This is a genomic window from Novosphingobium sp. KN65.2, assembly GCF_001368935.1.
In the GTDB taxonomy this organism is placed as follows: Bacteria; Pseudomonadota; Alphaproteobacteria; order Sphingomonadales; family Sphingomonadaceae; genus Novosphingobium; species Novosphingobium mathurense.
Map to the genome: position 1 here is coordinate 1 of NZ_CCBH010000002.1, position 20,129 is coordinate 20,129.

Consider the following 20,129-nt stretch of genomic DNA (forward strand, 5'->3'; position numbering starts at 1 on the left):
CGTTCCGGGCGCGCCACTTCACTGAAAAGATACGAGCGCCTCGCGCTGCAGCGTCCCTATGCCAATAGCCGCGGACCAGGACCCGCTTTCGGGCTGGTCTTTAAGACGGCGGACGAATGGGTATCCGATCGAGTCGGGTGGCGCTGCAAGTGATTGTGCGCGGCGAACATGGCAAAGCGGGAACTTTGAATTGTCCCCGCGAGCGGTCCGGCGAGCAGGTCGATTTTCTGTTCGAATCTTGGGCGGACGTAGTGAATCGACGCACCACGCAAGAGATCGTCAGAACCTGGCATCGATCCCGAGCCGGATTGTCCTTGGCCTCAGAGGCGTTCGCTGATCCCCGTTCGCTACGGAAAATGGATTGCCATAGGAGAAGCGATTGGCTCGGCTGTCCAACAGGTTTTCAATATCCAGTGAAAGGCCCCAGCGTCCAAAGTCAGCCTTTGCACCGATGGCCGTATCGAGATAATTTCCCTGCGGAATATCGAATGGAGCGCTGACACCCAGAACCGAGGTGCCGACGTAACCGACCGATCCATCCAGCGTGATTTTGGTAGTCCCGATCCATGGCTCATAACGACCGGAGAGCCGCCAGCCGCCATCGGCGACATTGGGCAGGGCTTCTTCTTCCTCGCCTTCGAAATTGGGTGATGGGCGATCAAGAACGCTGATCGTTTGAAAGCCGGATAGTTCCAGGCCAAGTTCCGATGAGGGCTTCCAGACGAGATCTGCCGAAATATAGTGCACATGCGCCGAGCCGAGATTGGCGACATAGGGAAAACCGGTGCTCGTCACGAGATCGGCTTGGACTCTGTTCCACCTTGAGTAGGCATAAGACAATCCGCCCGACAGCTGCGAACCGGCATTTTGCCCGAAGCGCGAACCGATTTCGAACGTCCGGATCTCGTCGGGCTGGAAGCGGGTGACTGCGGCCTGATCACCGCTTCCTGTCAGTTGCTGGGCGCCGGATCTAAATCCTTCCTGATAGCGGATGTAGCCAATCGTCCCTTTCCAAGGCTTCCAGGAAAGGGCAGCGGTCGGCAGAAAGCGCATCTCGGGACTGGGCGGTTCCACCACGGCCTGGTTCGATTCGATATTGAAGGCATCGGTTCGCCGAAATAGCGACAACCTTCCGCCCCCGTTGATGGAGAAGTTACGCCAGACACGAAGCGTTGCCTCGCCAAACAGGGCGGCGTCCAGGGTTTCCGAATGAATGTTGGCGATGGTTGCAGGCGCATCTGGGGGACCGAGAAACCGGTCTATTCGGTTGGTGTTGCGGGCGATCGAAAAGCCCGAAACCCAGTTCGAAATCCAATCCGATGACCCCGAGATTCGCGTTTCATGCGTTAGCAGCCTGACCAGCATGCTCTCTTCAAATATCGAGGGAATCTTGGCTACAGGCGATGTCGCGTCGAAAACCGTGTCGATCGTGTGATACGTGTAGGATGTGTTGGACACGAGCTTGGCAAAGCCCAGATCGGCCCGAAATGTCCCGAATGCGAGGCGATAGTCATTGTTGAAGGGTTGAGCGACAAGGGACCGACGCGTCAGCGTCGACGAGGGTGGACCATCGATGTACTGACTGTCCCGGCTCCCGGTATCCTGCGTGACGATACCGGCGTCGATGCTAAGGCCATCCCTGAACTCCATCCGCATGCTCGCCCTCAGTCCCGAGACGCTCGTGCGATTGATATCGGACAGGTTGCGTTCGACGTCGTCGATGTAGCCAGGACGCACAATGCGATATCCCACAATTCGAAGTGCAGCGTGCCTACCGATCGGGATGTTGGTAACCACGGCGCTGTCCCCGCCGACCTTACCGCCAGTCGCTCCCATCGCTGCCGTTCCGCTGAGGCTGAACTCGCCCGGTATGGGAAGATGCGGCACGACACGGATGACACCGCCCAGGGAACCCGCTCCATAAAGGGTCCCTTGAGGACCCTCGATCACTTCGACCTTCTCTATATCGTACAGTGCGAGGTCTGGATCGGGAGCGCTGTACGTGAGTCGGCTTTCACCGAAATACTGGCTGACTGTCGACTGCAATTGCCCATTGAAACTGCTGTCGGCAATGCCCCTGATGAAGATCTTGTTTCGCCCCGAACCCAGGTTGGTTGAAGTCAGGTTGGGAAGCTTGCGCAGCAATACTTCGCTGCCGCTGCCGCCGGCGTGAAGGCTTTGCGCTTCTGTGAATGAGGTGACATGGAATGTACCAGGGTAGTCGACCAGCGCGACATTCTGTTTGCTCGACGTGACAATGATCTCCGCCGACGGTGGCGCTTGAACGCCCGGACGCGGGGACGAAGGAGAAGTTGCGGCCCTTCCTCGATCAGGCGCCACCCGCTGTGGAGGATGGTTAGTCTGGCGAAGAACCCTGACCACGTTTCCGCGTGAAACCAGATAATCGTAGCCTGTGCCCTTAAGCAGCCGGCGTAACCCTTCGCGAAGGGAAAAGCGCCCTTTCAGACCGCCAACCCGGATCGACCGTAATGCCGGGTCACTGGTATCAATGGAAATGCGTGCCTGAGAGGCATATGACAGCAGGGCGACATTCAATGGCCCGGAAGGAACATCAAAGCTGATTTCGTCGGCCGCATACGCGGGGCAAGCTGCCGCTGCGCACACGATCGGCGCGCCCAGCAGAAGCCCCTTGCCGCTCACCGGGCTTCGACGGACCAACGTGCCCCGTCAGCGACGATTTTCGCATCGATCAGTACTTCCAGCCTCGCGCGCACCGCATCCCTGTCTCCATTGGTCTGGATCACGCCTGAAAAGCGCCTCGAGTCCATGCCAGGAGGAAGCTTGAGCGAAATCCCGGTTGATCGGTACAGATCGTCGGTGACCTGTGCCAAGGGAGTCTGATCATAGACCAGTTCGCCATCGGCCCAGCTCCCAATGGAGGCAACCGGGCTCTGCGAAATTTCGATCTTTCCCCGGCCGTCAGCGGCAAGGTTGTCACCGGCGCGAAGTTCGACGGTCCGGGCCGTGCCTTGATAGCGCACGGCGCCTTCCGCGACACCGACGCGGAGGTGTCGATCGGTGCGGACCACATTGAACACGGTGCCAATATCGACCAGACGCTGATCGCCGGCAACGACGGTGAAAGGGTCGGTCTCATCGTGCTTTACGGCAAACCGGGCTTCGCCTCGCGCAATCTCCACCAGTCTGGCGTCGTTTCTATCGAGAATAACCTCGGTATTGCCATTGAGGAGGATTTCGCTCCCGTCCGCGAGTGAAACGGTTCGAGTCTCTCCTACAGCAGTTGCGATCGCATAGGAGGTATCCCGGTTGGACAGCATTTGGACGGCAAAGACGCCAGCCACCGCCATCGAAGCTGCAATTGCACCCCAGCGCCAGTGGCTGCGGCGAGCAATGCCATCCCCTGGTTCATGAGCGTGCGCGTCTTCGTCCGGTGCCGGCTCGTGTTGATCGCTTGAAGGGAAAGTCGCCTTTTCGAGTGCGGACGACAGATACGCATCGCGGTTTGCAACGGCTTCATAGGCGTCGTTATGAGCAGGATCGGCGTTCAGCCACTCGGCGAATTCAACCCACGTATCCTCATCGGCATCCTTGAGCCGAAGGTGCCAAGCTATCGCTTGCTCCAGCATTGCGGGATCAGGAAAAGCCAACATCGTCCGCCTCCCTTAGCGAAAGTTGCGGAGATCCATCCAATTCTTCCTTCAGAAGCAGAAGCTTTCGATAAGCGCGCTGGAGGTGTTTTTCCACCGCGCTCAAGCTGAGGTTCAAGTTGTTGGCGATAGCCTTTTGCGAAACGCCGTCGAGACGATACATCTTCAAAATCTGCGCGGTTCGCTGTGGCATCGAAGCAATCGCCCTATTGACCCGCTCGAGTTCATCGCGCGCGATTGCGCTCTCTTCCGGCGAAGGGGCACTTTCCTTTTCAAGATCGGGTCCGATCCGACTGCGCGTCCAGTGATCGTCCCGTTCCTGCTGTCGGCGACGCCCTCGCCGGTGGTCGTGGAGGAGGTTGTTTGCCATCTGATAAAGATAGGCGCGCGGGTTGCTTATGGGGCCGGTACGGATATTCGCCAGTTTCACGTAAAGGTCCTGAAGCAAATCTTCGACTTCGGCGGGATTGCATTGGCGCGCCAGCATGAAGCGCAACAGATCCGATCGCATTTCGCCCAGCAGTTGCAGCAGGCCCGCCTCGCCTGTGCCCGACTCTTCGCATCCGCTTAACATACGAACTCCATAAGGGCGGGGCGGCCACTGGAGCAATGTATTAGGTGATGACTCGAGTTTTTGAACGGCTTTGGGCATCAGAAGTTCTTTGCGCGTGATTTGATCGAGGCTCGCTTCGTTGCGCCCGTATTCGCCAGCGCCGGCGCGGTGCCTCCCGTTGTGGAGAGCGGCAGGAACCCTGCTGCAGATCTGCCGATCCCATTGAAGCTGTCCATGCCTGATCTCCGCTGCTGCTTAGGCAGCTAGACGCCGGGGAGTGCGCAGAACCGCACATGCAAGGAAACTGTGCGGAAATCGCCAGAGAACGGCGTCTTGCGCCCACGATTTGCTGGGGACGCAAGCATTATGATCAGGTTCAGAACTCTTGCGCTATTCACCGCAGCGGCTCTTCTAGGCGCGTCAGTTATGTCCTCGCCCAGCTATGACATCGAACTGGATCACAGTGCCACTTGGCCGGGGCCGGCCGGCCCGCTGTCGATCTTGTCATATAATATCAAGGGATTGCCCTGGCCAATCGCCTTTGGTCGCAAGGAAGCCAATTCCGCTATCGGACAGCGTCTTGCTGCGATGAGGTCCAGCAATGCGCAGCCACGCATCGTTCTGTTGCAGGAAGCCTTCGGAGACATCTCCAATAAGCTCGCCAAGGTCGGCGGTTATCGATTTGTGGTCAATGGCCCTCAATTTGCGAGTTCCCATGAGGCTCAACCCTTGGGGCGCTCGTTTGCCAAGGGTGCGCAATGGATCAAGGGAGAAGGGGCCGGGAGCCTGATCGATAGCGGCCTCGCGATTCTTTCCGATTACCCCATCATCAAAGTCGAGCGCTACGCGTTTCCCGAAGGCGCATGCGCGGGTTACGATTGCCTTGCGGCGAAGGGCGTTATTGTGGCGTGGATAGATGTACCCGGCGCCGGGGAGCCAATCGCAATTGTCAACGCCCATCTGAATTCGCGCGGCGCTGCACACGTGACGAGCGAAAGGGCCGATCGGGCCTATTCCTGGCAAGTCGCCGCAGTTCGGGAATTCTTGTCTAAAGCGCTTCCGAACGACACCCCGGTCATCTTCGGCGGAGATTTCAATACGGGTGATGTGTCCATACGCGTAGCGTCGGTAGCGCAGCCGCTTCTCCATGGCGCCCAGGTCGATGGTCTCAGGACTGTTCTTGCCAAGGGAAATGTAGTGTCCGGTTCGCAAGATGAGGCGCGGCGGATCGTTGTCCGAAACAAGGACAAGATTCTTTTCCGTGGTGGAAGAAGGGTAGGGCTCCTGCCCGAACGGGCTTGGGTTCCGTTCCCGCTCGCCACGCAAGAGCCTCTTTCTGACCATGCGGGCTTCGTGATCGACTTTTCGTTCGAATGATGATGAAGCGAACCGTCCGCGATTATTCGGGACCTGATTCCGTCTGCGCGTGAAGCCATTGCAGGGATGAGGCCAGTACCGATCTGCGCCGGGATTCGCCATGAGCTACGCACCCGGCTGACGGACATTCTTGGGAATTCGCCTGGGCCAGGGATCGGCAAAGCCATGACCGGAGACATTCTCCGGCCAGGCCAACCGCCAGCAAGTTAGCCGCGAAGCGGTTGCCTGCCGAGGATCAAAGCCGGCATAGCCTTCGCCCTATTGCCGCGCTCAAGCGGCGCGTGAGAGTTCGCTCAAGTGCAATTCCCGATAGATTGCAAACAGGGCGGCGAAATGATCGTTCATTGCTTGCACCGTGCCGCCGTTCGAGCGCGTCGCAAAGCGGTCGGGCAAGGCGAGGATGGCACGAACCAGGTCCGCACGATCGGCAGCGCGATAGGACAGCCCCATCCTGTCCCTGGCGAAGTCAGCCGCGCCACCACGATTGGGTACGATCACTGGTATGCCGCTGGCGCTTGCCTCCGCTGCCGTCATGCAGAAGGTTTCGGCCTCGCAGCCGTGCAGGAGAGCATCGGCGCTTGCAAGGATGCAGGCAAATCTTTCCCGGTCGCATTCCGGGCGAAACAACCGGATATGGGGATTTCGGCAGATCGACCGCAGGATGTTTGTATCCTCTCGTCCTTCGCCGAAGATTGCGAGACCGATCGGGCGATGCCTGCCTGCGATCGTCACCGCTTCTACCAGCATCGGCAAGCGCTTTTCTGGCGCAAGTCTGCCGGCCGCGATGAGCAATGTCGCGTCGGGGGCCAGGTCGCATTGGGCAAGCAGGCTTGCGCGCAGATCTTCATTGCGTTTGCTCGCCGAAAAGCGGTGCGCTTCGACTCCCATCGGGACTGTTACGACATTGCCGACGCCGCCTGCCTTCAACCGCGAGGCCAGATCATCGCTGGCGCATACGACTGCGGCATAGCGCTGTCCCAGCTGGCGCAAGTGAGCCCAGTATTTCACGAATTTGCGGTCAATCGTCTCGCGAGTGACAAGAGGTTCCAACCACCGATAGGCATAGGCGGACAGAGGATCGGCGTGCATGACAATCGCCTTGGGCGTCTCCGGCCGCCAGTTCGCCACCATGAGCGGGCTGCGCCATGGTGAGGACGCCTCGACGAAATCCGGGGCCAAGATGTCGAGCGCGGCATGGAGCGCCGGTTCATCGTTGAAATACCAGTATTTCCGGTCAAGCGGGAAGCGTGGCGAGGCGATCGTCTGGATGCGGGCGCACGAGTTGAACTCGACAATCGCATTGTCGTCGCCAGGTGCGAGAATGGTAATATCATGCCCCATGCGTTCGGCGATCGCCAGCTTCTGGCCGACATAGGTTTTTACGCCACCGCCTCTGGGAGAATAGAAAGCGCAGACATCGACGATTTTCATCGGCGGTTTCCCATTATCGGATGGGGCGCATGCCGAGGCCGCGCCGATAATTCATGACAATCTCGACCGGCGTCGGGCCCGAGAGGGCTACCGAGCTTGCTGCGGTAGCGTCAGGTTTGCTCCATCCAAGCTTGGGGTTGCCTGCAAATCCGATGCCATCGACGCGCCAGTTGAACTTTCGGTTGCCGTCCCGGTCGTGCAGCAGACTTACCGCGTAGCGTCCTGGCGAGGGAACCCGCACACAGAGTTGGACCGCGCCCGAAGCAGGGACAGACGCTTCAACCCTGCGAAAGGTCTTGCCCGCCGAAATCAGGATATTGTCGTCTTCCAGGAAGTCCACGCGATTAGCCGGATAGACTTCAAGCTTGAGTTTGCCTTTGCGGTCCTTGAGCCCGGTGACATCGACCAGAAACGAGGGCCCGAGCTCATTGGCACGGCATCTGCCTTCCGCCGTTCCAAGGTCAGGGGTGGATGGGATGGTAGCGGCAACCAGCAGGGGACTGGCCGCAAGACTAAAAAGCAGGCGCTTCATTGCTTCTCCCTTTTGAAAGCAGGTCTGCCAACGCGAAGCTGAGGCCGACAACCACATGAGCCGAGAGGATCAGTCCCGCCATGAGCGCCATCAGTGCCGATATTTCGACTTCGCCGCCGAGTGCGAGCACGGCTATTCCGGCGAATACGACATCCTTGTTCGGCACGAAGGGCAGTCGAGAGATCAAAAGGCGGATGGTCACCAGAATGAGCCACCAGCCAAGGGCAACATCCGGCAACACCAGGTGCCACAAGGCAGCTGAAGTCACGGTCGTTGCAAGAATTCGCAAGATATGGACTGCGAAGATCATCTTGAGTTCCGTTTTCTCGAGCGAGAAAAGGGAACGGCGCAGCAGCATGACAGCCAGCGAGATCCCGATGACGAACGCGAGCGAACAAGCAATTGCTGTCAGATGGTCATGGAGTGGCAGCAGCCTCACGAAAGGGAACGCCACAGCCAGGAAGAAGAGAGTCGTTACATTGCCTGCAACAGCCGAAAGCACGGCCACGTCCTTGACGGCTCCGAACGGAGTGGTCACGAATTTCAGATTCTTGCGGGCCCAACCGTAGAAATAGACCTCGCCGATGTAGCCGACCAGCAGTTCGTTGTAGATGAGCTTGCGGATCAATGCGCCGAAGGCGCCGGCTCCAATCGCCCAAAGACGGTGAAAAATGAACCAGTCGCTTGCCGGTCCGATCAGATAGCTGATGACGAACAGGCCCCAGAAGGTCGGCGAAGTTGGCACAAGCGCAAGGATCTTCGCAAAATCGAGGTCGCTCACTTGGTAGATTGCTGCGCCGGCGACGACCAGCGAGAGGAGCGTCCCGAAAACGCTGCCAGAAGCCGGTCTCGTCTTACGATCCTGTGGTTCGAACGTGAACGTTCCACTCGGCGCAAGCGCTAGGGTTTGATCGGGCATTCCTTGGCCTTGATCGTTATTGAGGCCCGCTAGACTCCGCCCTCATTTTAAACCCGCACACTATTGGGCGAATTCTCCCGATGCCGACGATTGGCATTGCCGACCAGGGCCGCGAAGGCGGACAGATAGAGCTGCCCGGAGCTTTCCAATGTGAAGCTTGCGGCAAGGCGCTGCATGGCCGGCTGATCCGGTCGCAGATGCTTGGCCGCGTTCATCGCAAGGCCCAAAGCATCGGGATCGCCGGGGGGAACCACCACGCCAAACTGGCCATATCCGGTCAGCCACTCCATGCTGACGCAGCAGTTCGTTGCAGCGATCGGCAGGCCCGCGGCCAAGGCCTCCAGAATAACTGCGGGTGCTCCTTCATAATGGGACGAGAGCACGAAGACGTCCGCTTTTGCATAAAGGGAAAGAACGTTGTCCACGTGACCGACAAACTGGACTCGCGACTGCAGTCCCAAGGCACTTGCACGTTCGACCAGTCTGTCGCGCTCGGGGCCATCGCCAGCAATGACGAGCGTGTCGTCGGGCCAGGCGTGGCGCGCAAAGGCCTCCAGAAGCAGTATCTGGTTTTTCTGCGAAGCAAGCCGGCCGATCGTAAGGAAGCGGCAACCGACCTGCGAATGCCTGGCCAATCCCGAACCGAAAAGCTCATGCAGTTCGGTTTCGGAAAGCGCCGGGTCCGGAATGACGCTGACGCTGTGTTTCGGGAGAGCCAGTTCGCGTTCTATTTCGGCCCGCATTGGGTGTGCAATGCCAACGAAGCGCTCCAGGACGGCTCCTTGTGCTCTAAGCCACCATCGATAAAACGGTCGAACGAATGTCGGTAGGTCACTGCGCTTCAGATCGTTGCTGATCTTGACCAGAACGGGAGGACATCGGTCCCCGAGGAGAAGCTTCACGGCAACGCATACGACGGTGTAGGTATTGCCCGGACAGAAGATGGCGTCGACCTGTTCCTTCCGAAGGAACCGAAAGAACGACCAGATCATCCAGATGGTCTCCCATCGGTCGGTCGGAAAGGGTTCTCTCGTGAAACGATAGTCAAGGTCAGGGGCGGGGCCGATACAGGCTCCGCGGCTTCGGCCAAGGACGATGACAGGATCATGGCCAGAATCTTGCCAATATTCAGCAAGACGCAGCGCGACGCGCTCAACCCCTCCGGGTTCGAAGCTATGGATAGGAATGGCAATCCGCATACCGCTAAGACGCCGACCTAATCCAAAACCCGTAATGCCTTGCCGTGCATTTTAGGTGGTGGCTTCCAAACCGGATGCGGGCGCGTAATTTCGCCTCCTACGGTCGGTTTCCGTGCTTTCGAAATGACAGGCCGCACCTGCGGGGTGAGGACGGATCGATGGTTAGAAGGGTCAACGGCAGCGCATTGTGCGTATCTTTGTTCGATAATTGTCCTGAGCGGCCCTGTCAGGCCTGCTTGGCTGTGGAATCGCCCTGGTCGCTGCGCTGGACCACGAAGCCCTTCGACAGGCCGTGGTAAAGCTTCTCCCGGCACACCAGCTTACTGACTGCGTCGGCGATGATCGCTGTCATGAACAGGGGCAGGATCATGCCGCGGCTGGCCGTCGTTTCCATGAGAATGATGACTGCGGTCAGCGGCGCGCGCACGACGCCTACAAAGTAGCCGGTCATGCCAAGCAGCACGATGGCCGCCATCGGGTCGTCCGGGAACAGGAACGAGAGCAACTGGCCGAAGCCTGCGCCCACGGAAAGTGAAGGGGCGAAGATGCCCCCCGGTGCACCCGAAACGGCCGTCGCGGTGGTGACGAGAAACTTGGCGGGGCCGAACCAGATCGAGGAATCGCCCTGGCCTTCGACGAGCTGCTTGGTGGTCTCGTAACCGGTGCCCCAGGTTGACCCGCCGGTGAGCCAGCCGGCGATCGCAACGATCAGTCCGCAGACGAAAGCTGCAAGCACCGGGCGCTTGCGCACTGCGACGAACCAGGCGTGGCCGCTGCGGGCAAACGCGAGCAGGCAGCGGGAGAACAGGCCGCCGAGCGCACCGCCGAGAATGCCTGCGACCGGCGCGGCGAGGATGACCGAACTGACCGGCAGCGTCTCGCGCATGACGCCGAAGTAGATGTAGTCCCCGGCGATCCCGAGGCTGACAAGGCCCGAGGCGACGACTGCGGCCATCACCAGCACGGCAACGCGCTGCTCGAAGGCCGAGGCGAGTTCCTCGATCGCGAACGCGACCCCGGCCAGCGGCGTGTTGAACGCGGCGGCGACGCCTGCGGCGCCCCCGGCAATCAGGACTCCAGCGGTCATCGGTACGCGCAGGATCTTGTGGCAGGTGATCATGATTGCGGCGCTGACCTGCACCGTCGGTCCTTCGCGACCGACCGATCCGCCGACCAGCAGCATGACGACTGTCAGGACCAGTTTGGCCATCGCGGTCGGCAGCGAAAGCAGCTTGGAGTAGGCGAGATCGAGATCCTTGCCGGCGGCAATGACCTGCGGGATGCCCGAACCCTTGGCGGCAGGCGCCCAGGTGTTGGTGATCCAGACGACGCCGGCAAAGACGCTGGGGGTCAGGATCAGCGGCAGATAGGGGTAGCTGCGCGTGATCGAGAGGAAGATCTGCTGCGCTTTGTCGCCGCTCCAGGCGAAGACGATTGCCAGAAGGCCCAGGGAAATGGCACCGATGGCAGTGGCCGCTCGGCGGCGGGCAAGGTCGAAGGAGGTGTCAAAGCCGGGAACGGCTTTTGCGAAGTGTTTGAAATGCTCCTGAGGAGACAAGGCGCCGCAGCTCACTGTGTTGGATCTGGAAAATGCCGCGCGGGTACTACACGGCGGGATTCGCGGACCCTATTGGGCTAACACACAGGTCGACCGCAAGGATTTTCCCCGGAAATCTTGTCCCTGCACGAAATGGGGCGGACATAAGAACAGGGCCGGGAGCGCCATCGTCGTCCCGGCCCTGCTGCATGTGCCGAGGCAGGCTAATTCGTGCCTGCCGCAAGCCCGGAGCGATTACTCGCTTTCGGTGGAGGCGTTCTCGGCCTGCGCGCCTGCCGGGGCAGCGGCATCGGCACTGGCCTGCGCCGTGCCGGCTGCCGACTGCGTGGCGGCGGCAAAGTCAGCCGCGGTCATGCCGAGGGCAAGCGAGCTGTCAGCGGTCAGGCCGATCGAGGCCTTCTTGAGGGCGACAGCGGCGCCATCGCTGAGGGTCAGGGTTACGTCGTCACCCTCGACCTTGGTGACAGTGCCGAGCACGACGCCGTCGCTGCTCTTGATCGGAGCGTCGACGACAAGCGCGGCGTCCTTGGCTTCGGTCGACTGGGCGGCAGCGCCGTTAACGGCGGCTTCGAGCTGAGCTTTCGTCATGCCGATGGTCAGGCCCTTTGCGCGCATCGCAAAGGCGCTGGTCGGAAGACCGGCGCGTGCCGTACCGGTCGAAACCGTGATCACGTCGCCCTGGACGGCTTCAACGGTGCCAACTTCATTGCCTTCGGGGCCGAAAACCTTGGCTCCCACCGTCGGGGCGACGGCAGTAGCGGCTGCGTCCTGCGCCACCGCGGCGACGGGAGCCAGGCTCGCTGCAGCAATCGCGGCGGCGATGAGCGAATTCTTCATGTGTTACTCCTTCTCGTGCAGGACCGTCATGCGATCCCAATGCCGGCTCCCGGTCATGCGGGAGCGCGAAAGGGGTCCGGAAAGTTGCCGGACGACTGACCCGACCCGAAGGGCCAGGGGTCCGTTTCTGGCGAAATGATCGCTCAACGAAACGAACTGCGATGGTGCAATAGTTACACGCGCCAAGACGAATGGCGGCTGAATGAAATGAGATCAACCGCAGAAAGTGCCATTTTCTGACAAAAATCAGCCGGAATCCGCCATGCGGAGAGAAATTCTCGACGATCCGCGGGCGATTCGCGATGCCCGCTTCGTGAAGATGCGGCGATTTCCTGCCGTAGACTGCTAGCCGGACCTGATGGCCGAATCGGCGCCCCTCGTCGCAATTTGCGCCTTGGACGGTTCAGGGTGCCGCTGCATTGTATCCGTGGCGGGGGAACTAGCGGACATCTGGGGACTTGATCGTCGGAGCAGGGTAATCCAGCAAGGCGGATGATGAACGAACAGGGAGGCAAGGCGGTACAAGATGCCGAGGGCGAGGGGCCTTCCGTCTGGCGTTTCGCCATGGCCAAACGCGCCCATCTGGTTATCGATGCCGCCGATTATTTCGACGTCATCCGCGAAGCCATGGTCGATGCACGCCAGCGCATTTTCCTGATCGGCTGGGATTTCGATTCGCGCATCCTGCTGTCATCCGGTCGCCGCTGGTGGCAGCGCGGCCGCAAGATACGCTTCCCCGCGCGGCTCGGGTCTTTCATTCTGTGGCTGGTACGGCGCACGGATACCCTCGAGATCCTGCTGCTGAAGTGGAACTTCTCTCTCATCCGTTCGCTGTTTCGCGGGACGATGCTGATCGATCTGCTGCGCTGGGCAGTGCACAAGCGCATCGATTTCAAGTTCGATTCCGCCCATCCCATCGGCTGCAGCCATCACCAGAAGATCGTGGTGATCGACGATGTTCTTGCTGTCTGCGGGGGAATAGACATGACTTCCGACCGATGGGACACGCCCGAGCATCGGCCCCGGGATATCCGTCGGCGCCGGCCGACAGGAAGACTTTACGATCCCTGGCATGACGTGACGATGATCATGGAAGGGGAGATCGCGCACGCACTGGGTGAACTGGGGCGAGACCGCTGGGAGGCGGCGGGCGGCAAGCCCATACGTCCTTGCGCGCCGCAGGATGAATCGCCCTGGCCGGACAACCTCGACGCTGAGTTCGAGAACGTGGAGATCGGCATAGCGCGCACGCGCGCGAAATGGGGTGAGTGTTCGCAAATCGCCGAGATCGAGGAGCTGTTCATCGAGCAGATCCGGCGGGCCAGGCGCTTCGTCTATGTCGAGACACAGTACTTCGCGTCGAGGGCGATAGCCGAAGTCATCTGCGAACGGTTGATGGAAGACGATCCGCCCGAGTTCGTCGTGATCAATCCGCGCACGGCGGACGGGTGGCTCGAACAGTTCGCGATGGACACCGCGCGGGTCGAACTGGTGGAGACGCTCAACCAGGCCGATCATGCCGGCCGGTTCCACATCTACACACCCCTGGCTGCCGACGGGACGCCGATCTACGTCCATGCCAAGCTGATGATCGTCGACGATGAGATCATCCGTGTCGGATCGGCGAACATGAACAACCGTTCGATGGGGCTCGACAGCGAATGCGACGTCTTCATCGATGCCGGCAGGCCGGCCAATGCCCATGTCGGACCGGCGATCGAGCGTCTGCGGATCCGGCTGCTGGCCGAGCACTGCGGTATCGAGGAAGACATCGTGGCTGCCGAGTTGAAGCGGCATGGCTTCATGTCGGCGATGATCGATGCCTTCGCGCCCTTGGGCAAACATCTGGCGCCCTTGGCCTTGAAACATTTGTCGGATGCTGAAAGAGCGATTGGCGAGAGCGCTTTTCTCGATCCGGAACGTCCGGATGAAATGTTCGAGCCGATCGAGCGTCGTGGGCTGTTCCGTCGCAAGGGGCAACTCATGCGGATTCGATTGATGCAGAAATTGAAGATGAGGAGTTTGAAAGGATGAGCAGCCTGATCGGGCCCGACGAGGACGATCCCCTCGGCAAGCCTCCCGTCCCACAGGACGTGCAGGAAGCGATTCGCACCCTCATCCGTTGGGCAGGCGACGATCCGGAGCGCGAAGGACTTCTCGACACGCCCCAGCGCGTCGCGCGCGCATGGAAAGAATACTGCCTCGGGTATGCCGAGGATCCGGCCATTCACCTCTCGCGCATTTTCGAGGAAGTCGGCGGTTACGACGAGGTGGTGCTGCTCAAGGACATCCCATTCCAGTCGCATTGCGAGCACCACATGGCGCCGATCATCGGCAAGGCCGCGATCGCCTACCTGCCGCGCGACCACGTGGTCGGCATCTCCAAGCTGGCGCGCGTGCTGCACGGTTACGCCCGACGCCTGCAGATCCAGGAACGCCTGACCGCGGAAGTTGCGCAGTGCATCTGGGATCATCTCCAGCCGCACGGCGTCGCCGTCGTGATCGAGGCAAACCACGCCTGCATGTCCGCCCGTGGGGTGCGCACGCCGGGCGTGGGCATGATTACCAGCCGGATGATGGGCACTTTCCTTGAGGACGAGCGCAGCCGCAAGGAAGTGCTGAGCCTGATGGGCTACTGATCGCACGAGGCTGATCTTGCCCAGGATTCCTTGTGAGCCTGCGCACTGCCCACTTGCGTCGCGACCCGCGATCGGTTTCCCTGTCCGCGATTGATCCGACCGCGTCGGTCGGGGGCAGGGGATGCCGTTGCAGGGGAATTCGCAAAGCACTGGCAAAACGGCGGGCTTGCCTTGGCCTGCGCTTGCCGAATGGGCGCTGGTCCTTGCGCCCGCGATCCTCCTTGCCCTGCTCCTGAGCCGCAAGGTCTGGGACGTCGACATCTTCTGGCAGCTCAAGCTGGGCGAGATGATCCTGGCCCGCCATGGCCCGATTGCGCGCGAGCCCTTCGCGGCCTCCCATATTGGCGATTCGCTCCCCGCCCTGGCCTGGCTGGGGCAGGCGGTCATGGCCAAGGTCCGGCTGCTGGGCGGTTGGGACGCGCTGCGCGTGTTTGACGCCTTGTGCTGGGCCGGGGGCTTCTGGGCTGTCGCACTGGCTTGCCGTTGCAAGGGGGCTGCGCCCGGCGCGGTTCTGGTGGCACTGTGCCTGTCCGTGGTGGCGGCTCTGGCGACCGCGAGCATAAGACCGCAGAGTTTCTCGGTGCTGTGCTTCGGGCTGCTGCTGGCGCTGCTGCGCCTTGAACTGCGCCCGTGGTTGACCGTGGCGCTTGGGACGCCGCTGCTGGTGCTCTGGCAGAACCTGCACCCCTCGGTCAGTGTGGCTGCCGGGGCGCTCGGTGTCTACGCCGCCGCAGGCTGGGTCACATGGCGGCTCGAAGACGGAAAGCGACCGCCCGTTGCAGAGACCGTCCTGATACCGCTTGCGGTCCTCGCCATGTTCGCGACCCCGGACGGCGGCTCGATCCTCGCGCTTTCGGCCCGCAATGCGCAGGCGAGTCTGGATATCGGCGTCTCCGAATGGCTGCCCATGTGGCGGCCCGCCAACTGGCTCGATTCCCTGCCGATTCTCTATACCGCAGCGCTGACTCTATGGTTCGTGCTGCGAGGTCGCCAACGCGTGGATCTGCGCGAACTTGCCGTGGCCGTGGCGCTTTTCGTCATGACGCTCGTCACGATCCGGTTCGTGCTGTTTTGGGCGGTCGCGCTTGTGCCCTTGCTGTCGCGTGTCGTGTCATCACCGCGACCGGCTGCGATGCGTGTGCCGCGCTGGTCCGCAGTCTTGGCTCTGGCACTGGTTGCCCTGTTCGGACCGCAACTGCTCCCGACACGCTTCGACAAGAGCCTGCCGATGGCGGCCATTGAGCGATTGCGCCGGGAAAATGTGCGCGGCGTCATCTATGCCGATTTTCCCTATGGCGGGCCGATCATCGATGCCGGCTATCCGCAGTGGCGCGTCGCGTTCGACGGACGATACTATCGCTATACGCCGGAGGAATGGCACTTCAACGGCAAGGTTGAAGCCGGGAAGGTCGGCCTTGAAGCGATTGAACGCAGGTGGTCCGTGGCTGCGTTCCTGCTCAAGGTATCGCACAATACGCCGCTGGCGCGCGAGCTGTCCCGCGCGCCGGGCTGGCGCAGGATCTGGAACCGGGACGGGATCGTCGTTTACGTGCCTGCAGAAAGGCTGCGTTCCTCCCCGTAGGCAGGATCAGCCCCCGCGCGAAACGGGGATCAGCGCGCCCGTGATCGACCGTCCGGCATCGGATGCCAGGAATTCGATGACTTCGGCGATGGCTGCGGGCTGAACCCAGGTCGAGAAGTCGGCGTCGGGCATGTCGGCGCGGTTGGTGGGCGTGTCGATGATCGAGGGAAGGACCGCATTCACTGTCACGCTCGTGCCGGCCAGTTCCTCGGCAAGGGCCTCGGTCAGCTTGTGCACGCCGGATTTGGATGCGGCGTAGGACGCCATGCCCATGCCGGCCTTGAGCGCGCCGCCGGCGCCGATGTTGACGATCCGTCCGGCTGAAGACGTCTTGAGTGCGGGCAGGGCCAGCTTGGTGATCGTTGCATTGGTCATCAGGTTCATCGCGTGCATTTTCGCGAACGTGTCGAGCGAACCGCCCTCCAGCGTTTCCCAGGCGAACCCACCCGCGACATTGACGAGGACGTCGATCCCGCCGCTTGCCGCGATAACCTTGTCCAGCGCTGCCTTGGTGGCCGCGGTATCGGTCAGGTCGACGCCGCCGATGTCCAGCGCGCCGTCGATGGGCTGAGCCGCGGAAGGCGCGAAGTCGATGCGGGCGACCTTGTCACCTGTTGCGACGAAGGCCTGGGCGACCGCCTGGCCCAGAATACCGAAGCCGCCAGTGACGATTACCGAGCGTGCCATGATCTCTCCTCCATTGCCTGTTGCCGGGTAGCTAGTTGCGCGTCCGGCTGCTGGCAAGGCGGCTTCGGCCCGGCTTGCAAGGCATCGTCGCATAGATGATCCTGCCCGGATCACGGCGTGATGCGTGAGAAGCCGAAACGAAAAGGGCGGCCTTCGTCTGCCGAAGGCCGCCCCAAACGCGTCAATCGCTCTAAACGGTTCAGAGCTTGCCGAGCATGTATTCGGCCGAGCTTACCTCGAAGGTGCCGGGGGCCTCGACATTGAGCTGTTCGACGACGCCGTCATTGACGACCATCGAAAAGCGCTGGCCGCGGTTGCCAAGGCCGAAGCCCGTGCCGTCCATTACCAGATCGACGGCCTTGGCGAAGTCGCCGTTGCCGTCTGCCAGCATGGTGACGTCGTCGGAGCCCGAGGCCTTGCCCCACGCGCCCATCACGAAGGCGTCGTTGACGGCGGTGCAGACGATTTCGTCAACGCCCTTGGCCTTGAGTTCGCCGGCCTTTTCAACGAAGCCGGGCAGGTGCTTGGCCGAGCAGGTCGGGGTGAAGGCACCCGGGACCGAGAACAGCGCAACCTTCTTGCCGGCGAAGTAATCGGCGGTCTGGACCGGTTCGGGTCCGCTTTCGCCAGCCTTGATCAGCTTGACGTCAGGCAGCTTGTCTCCAACGGCGATGGTCATGGAATGCATCCTTTGTTCTGCAAGTGAATCGCAACGTGGCGAGATATAGGGCGCTGCGGCATTCCGGCAACGCCCATGAATGGTAAATTTCGATTTACGGCGACCGTTCAATCGCCGGTAAACGCGCGGGGTGATCCTCGGTCTCATGCAGGACTCGGCCTGCGGGGGGGACTGGGACAATGGGCACTTTCGGGAACACATTCAGGCAATCAGGCAAGGCGGAGCGCTTCGCGAGCGGCGAGCGCCGGTTGCTATGGGCTTCTCTGGTCGGAATTATCATCGCCATCTGCATCGGCCTGCCGACGCCGGCGAGCGCGGCGGGCAATGACGGCAGCGCGGAAAAACTGCGCCGAATGGACATCATGCTGATGGTCACCGGTCTGCGCTGCCGGACCACCGCCGACAACTTCACCGCAGACTACGGCGTCTTCACGCGTCGCCACATGAGCGAGCTGAACGAGGCCAGCGACGACCTCAAGGCCGACCTTGCGCGGCGCTATGGCGTGAAGGACGCGAACCGGGCGCTCGACCGCATGAGCGTGGTGATGGCCAACGAATACGGCGGCGGCCATCCTTGGCTATCCTGTGCGGAACTCAAGGATGTGACGCGCAGCCTGGCCAAGGTCCAGGGCCGCGAAACGCTGGTCGAGGCAGCCGGGCAGTTGCTTTCGCGGCAACCGGGGCCGGTCTTGGCCCTGGCGTCGCGCTAGGTTTCGGCCGACAAGTTCAGGCCGCCTGCGCGTCCGGCGGGGGTAGGGCGAAGGCGGCGGCCTTGTGGCCGCGGGAGGAACTGGCTCCACTCCCGCGGCCATATAAAGATATCTTTATATTTGCTTCTCGCGGACTGAAACGGTAGGTACGCCGCATTCAGGTTGCTGCATCTGCATGCCCCGGCGGCAGGCGCGCGGCACCCCGTAGAACCTAACCGAACCGTTTCAGGAGTACCTGTCCGTGGCCACCGCCCAGACCGCCGCACACGATTACGCCATCGCCGACATCGGCCTCGCCGAATATGGGCGCACCGAGATCGCGATTGCCGAAACCGAGATGCCGGGCCTCATGGCCCTGCGCGAGGAATTCGGCGAGAGCAAGCCGCTCAAGGGCGCGCGGATCACCGGCTCGCTGCACATGACGATCCAGACTGCGGTGCTGATCGAGACGCTGGTCGCGCTGGGTGCTGAAGTGCGCTGGGCCACCTGCAACATTTTCTCGACCCAGGACCACGCTGCCGCCGCGATCGCCGCGCAGGGCATCCCGGTCTACGCCATCAAGGGCGAAAGCCTTTCCGATTACTGGGACTACGTCGGCCGCATCTTCGACTGGTCGAGTGAGGGCAATCCGGACCTCACCTGCAACATGATCCTCGATGACGGCGGCGATGCCACCATGTTCGCACTGTGGGGCGCGCGCGTCGAAGCCGGCGAGCCGCTGTTCGAACCCTCGAACGCCGAGGAAATCGAGTTCGTCCGCGCGCTGGGCGCCTTCCTCAAGGCGAAGCCGGGCTACTTGTCGCGCACCGTCAACGCGATCAAGGGCGTTTCGGAAGAGACCACCACTGGCGTGCACCGTCTCTACCACCTCGCGAAGGACGGCAAACTGCCGTTCCCGGCGATCAACGTGAACGATTCGGTCACCAAGTCGAAGTTCGACAACCTCTACGGCTGTCGCGAATCGCTGGTCGACGCGATTCGCCGCGCGACCGACGTCATGCTTGCCGGCAAGGTTGCCTGCGTTGCCGGCTTCGGTGACGTCGGCAAGGGCTCGGCGGCATCGCTGCGCAATGGCGGCGCGCGCGTCATGGTCACCGAGATCGACCCGATCTGCGCCCTGCAGGCCGCCATGGAAGGCTATGAAGTCGTCACCATGGAGGAAGCGGTCAAGCGCTGCGACATCTTCGTGACCGCGACCGGCAACGAAGGCGTCATCACCGGCGCCCACATGGAGGCGATGAAGGACAAGGCCATCGTCTGCAACATCGGCCACTTCGACTCCGAAATCCAGATTTCGGCGCTCGACAACTACAACTGGCACGAGGTGAAGCCGGGCACCGACCTGGTGACCTTCCCGGACGGCAAGCAGATCCTCGTTCTCGCCAAGGGCCGCCTCGTGAACCTGGGCTGCGCTACCGGCCACCCCAGCTTCGTGATGTCTTCGAGCTTCACCAACCAGGTGCTGGCGCAGATCGAACTCTTCGCGAAGTCGGACGACTACGAGAACCGCGTCTACGTCCTGCCAAAGCACCTTGATGAAAAGGTTGCGGCGCTGCACCTCGACAAGCTCGGCGTGAAACTGACCAGGCTTTCCAAGCGCCAGGCCGACTACATCGGCGTGCCGCAGGAAGGCCCGTTCAAGCCGGACCACTACCGCTACTGATTGGCATTGCACCCCGGCCTTGCCCTTGTGGCGAGGCCGGCGTTGCCCGAGATCCGGTACTTGCAATTGCAGGTGCCGGATTTTTTTCGTTCTGCGCTCCCCGGATGGAGCGGCGCGGACGGGGGATTGCGTCC

Annotated in this window: 17 protein-coding genes; 6 read left to right on the forward strand and 11 right to left on the reverse strand. The window is 61.5% G+C overall.

Annotated features, from left to right (window positions below):
• Positions 1–279: 279 nt before the first annotated feature.
• Genes SPHV1_RS00010 through SPHV1_RS00020 form a run of 3 tightly spaced genes read right to left on the reverse strand, consistent with a single transcriptional unit; the run spans position 280 to position 4,281 of the window.
• Positions 280–2,661: a TonB-dependent receptor gene (locus SPHV1_RS00010; protein ID WP_197277586.1), complete on the reverse strand. Its 2,382-nt coding sequence runs from the start codon at positions 2,659–2,661 to the stop codon at positions 280–282.
• Complete coding sequence (locus SPHV1_RS00015) at positions 2,658–3,632, reverse strand: FecR domain-containing protein (protein WP_082430682.1); 975 nt, start codon at positions 3,630–3,632, stop codon at positions 2,658–2,660. The genes SPHV1_RS00010 and SPHV1_RS00015 overlap by 4 nt, the downstream gene beginning before the upstream one ends.
• Entirely contained in the window at positions 3,616–4,281 is a 666-nt protein-coding gene (locus SPHV1_RS00020; RefSeq protein ID WP_082430684.1) for an RNA polymerase sigma factor, read from the reverse strand. The genes SPHV1_RS00015 and SPHV1_RS00020 overlap by 17 nt, the downstream gene beginning before the upstream one ends.
• A 327-nt stretch (positions 4,282–4,608) precedes the next feature.
• Here SPHV1_RS00020 and SPHV1_RS00025 point away from each other — a divergent pair, with 327 nt between their 5' ends.
• Positions 4,609–5,559 carry an endonuclease/exonuclease/phosphatase family protein gene (locus tag SPHV1_RS00025; protein WP_054944107.1) on the forward strand — a complete coding sequence of 317 codons (951 nt, stop codon included), beginning with the start codon at positions 4,609–4,611 and terminating at the stop codon, positions 5,557–5,559.
• A 270-nt stretch (positions 5,560–5,829) separates the two neighbouring features.
• Here SPHV1_RS00025 and SPHV1_RS00030 read toward each other — a convergent pair whose 3' ends face one another.
• The 6 genes from SPHV1_RS00030 to SPHV1_RS00055 all read right to left on the reverse strand — a co-directional run bounded on the left by SPHV1_RS00030 (position 5,830) and on the right by SPHV1_RS00055 (position 12,035).
• On the reverse strand, positions 5,830–6,990 hold the full coding sequence (locus SPHV1_RS00030; RefSeq protein ID WP_054944108.1) for a glycosyltransferase: 1,161 nt from the start codon (positions 6,988–6,990) through the stop codon (positions 5,830–5,832).
• A gap of 13 nt (positions 6,991–7,003) precedes the next feature.
• Positions 7,004–7,522: a DUF2141 domain-containing protein gene (locus SPHV1_RS00035; protein ID WP_054944109.1), complete on the reverse strand. Its 519-nt coding sequence runs from the start codon at positions 7,520–7,522 to the stop codon at positions 7,004–7,006.
• Entirely contained in the window at positions 7,503–8,441 is a 939-nt protein-coding gene (locus tag SPHV1_RS00040) for a hypothetical protein (RefSeq protein WP_054944110.1), read from the reverse strand. Before SPHV1_RS00040 ends, SPHV1_RS00035 begins: the two co-directional genes overlap by 20 nt.
• 47 nt (positions 8,442–8,488) lie before the next feature.
• Positions 8,489–9,640 carry a glycosyltransferase gene (locus SPHV1_RS00045; protein WP_082430686.1) on the reverse strand — a complete coding sequence of 384 codons (1,152 nt, stop codon included), beginning with the start codon at positions 9,638–9,640 and terminating at the stop codon, positions 8,489–8,491.
• Positions 9,641–9,866: 226 nt separating this feature from the next.
• Entirely contained in the window at positions 9,867–11,213 is a 1,347-nt protein-coding gene (locus tag SPHV1_RS00050) for a chloride channel protein (RefSeq protein ID WP_054944112.1), read from the reverse strand.
• A 219-nt stretch (positions 11,214–11,432) separates the two neighbouring features.
• Complete coding sequence (locus SPHV1_RS00055; RefSeq protein ID WP_007014878.1) at positions 11,433–12,035, reverse strand: hypothetical protein; 603 nt, start codon at positions 12,033–12,035, stop codon at positions 11,433–11,435.
• 495 nt (positions 12,036–12,530) lie between these two features.
• On the opposite strand from SPHV1_RS00055, the gene SPHV1_RS00060 reads away from it, so the two are divergent.
• From SPHV1_RS00060 to SPHV1_RS00070, 3 genes are all read left to right on the forward strand, one after another.
• A complete protein-coding gene (locus SPHV1_RS00060; protein WP_054944190.1) occupies positions 12,531–14,069 on the forward strand; it encodes a phospholipase D-like domain-containing protein in 1,539 nt (512 codons plus the stop codon).
• Positions 14,066–14,674, forward strand: coding sequence for a GTP cyclohydrolase I FolE (gene folE, locus SPHV1_RS00065; RefSeq protein ID WP_054944113.1), 609 nt, complete (start codon positions 14,066–14,068; stop codon positions 14,672–14,674). Before SPHV1_RS00060 ends, folE begins: the two co-directional genes overlap by 4 nt.
• Before the next feature lie 166 nt (positions 14,675–14,840).
• On the forward strand, positions 14,841–16,256 hold the full coding sequence (locus SPHV1_RS00070; RefSeq protein WP_231634326.1) for a hypothetical protein: 1,416 nt from the start codon (positions 14,841–14,843) through the stop codon (positions 16,254–16,256).
• A gap of 6 nt (positions 16,257–16,262) precedes the next feature.
• Here the strand turns inward: SPHV1_RS00070 and SPHV1_RS00075 are convergent, their stop codons facing one another.
• Positions 16,263–16,943: an SDR family NAD(P)-dependent oxidoreductase gene (locus tag SPHV1_RS00075; protein ID WP_054944114.1), complete on the reverse strand. Its 681-nt coding sequence runs from the start codon at positions 16,941–16,943 to the stop codon at positions 16,263–16,265.
• Between the two features lie 199 nt (positions 16,944–17,142).
• The gene (locus tag SPHV1_RS00080) at positions 17,143–17,622 is read right to left on the reverse strand and encodes a peroxiredoxin (protein ID WP_054944192.1); all 480 of its coding nucleotides are present in this window, start codon (positions 17,620–17,622) and stop codon (positions 17,143–17,145) included.
• Between the two features lie 179 nt (positions 17,623–17,801).
• On the opposite strand from SPHV1_RS00080, the gene SPHV1_RS00085 reads away from it, so the two are divergent.
• Both SPHV1_RS00085 and ahcY read left to right on the forward strand, forming a co-directional pair.
• Positions 17,802–18,332 carry a hypothetical protein gene (locus SPHV1_RS00085; RefSeq protein ID WP_054944115.1) on the forward strand — a complete coding sequence of 177 codons (531 nt, stop codon included), beginning with the start codon at positions 17,802–17,804 and terminating at the stop codon, positions 18,330–18,332.
• Between the two features lie 241 nt (positions 18,333–18,573).
• Positions 18,574–19,995, forward strand: a complete 1,422-nt coding sequence (gene ahcY, locus SPHV1_RS00090; RefSeq protein WP_054944116.1) for an adenosylhomocysteinase — start codon at positions 18,574–18,576, stop codon at positions 19,993–19,995.
• Positions 19,996–20,129: the final 134 nt, after the last annotated feature.

Coding starts and splice junctions, on each gene's coding strand:
- SPHV1_RS00015 (WP_082430682.1), bottom strand. CDS start 3,632: ATGTTGGCTTTTCCTGATCCCGCAATGCTGGAGCAAGCGATAGCTTGG.
- SPHV1_RS00020 (WP_082430684.1), bottom strand. CDS start 4,281: ATGCCCAAAGCCGTTCAAAAACTCGAGTCATCACCTAATACATTGCTC.
- SPHV1_RS00025 (WP_054944107.1), top strand. CDS start 4,609: ATGTCCTCGCCCAGCTATGACATCGAACTGGATCACAGTGCCACTTGG.
- SPHV1_RS00030 (WP_054944108.1), bottom strand. CDS start 6,990: ATGAAAATCGTCGATGTCTGCGCTTTCTATTCTCCCAGAGGCGGTGGC.
- SPHV1_RS00035 (WP_054944109.1), bottom strand. CDS start 7,522: ATGAAGCGCCTGCTTTTTAGTCTTGCGGCCAGTCCCCTGCTGGTTGCC.
- SPHV1_RS00040 (WP_054944110.1), bottom strand. CDS start 8,441: ATGCCCGATCAAACCCTAGCGCTTGCGCCGAGTGGAACGTTCACGTTC.
- SPHV1_RS00045 (WP_082430686.1), bottom strand. CDS start 9,640: ATGCGGATTGCCATTCCTATCCATAGCTTCGAACCCGGAGGGGTTGAG.
- SPHV1_RS00055 (WP_007014878.1), bottom strand. CDS start 12,035: ATGAAGAATTCGCTCATCGCCGCCGCGATTGCTGCAGCGAGCCTGGCT.
- SPHV1_RS00060 (WP_054944190.1), top strand. CDS start 12,531: ATGAACGAACAGGGAGGCAAGGCGGTACAAGATGCCGAGGGCGAGGGG.
- folE (WP_054944113.1), top strand. CDS start 14,066: ATGAGCAGCCTGATCGGGCCCGACGAGGACGATCCCCTCGGCAAGCCT.
- SPHV1_RS00075 (WP_054944114.1), bottom strand. CDS start 16,943: ATGGCACGCTCGGTAATCGTCACTGGCGGCTTCGGTATTCTGGGCCAG.
- SPHV1_RS00080 (WP_054944192.1), bottom strand. CDS start 17,622: ATGACCATCGCCGTTGGAGACAAGCTGCCTGACGTCAAGCTGATCAAG.
- SPHV1_RS00085 (WP_054944115.1), top strand. CDS start 17,802: ATGGGCACTTTCGGGAACACATTCAGGCAATCAGGCAAGGCGGAGCGC.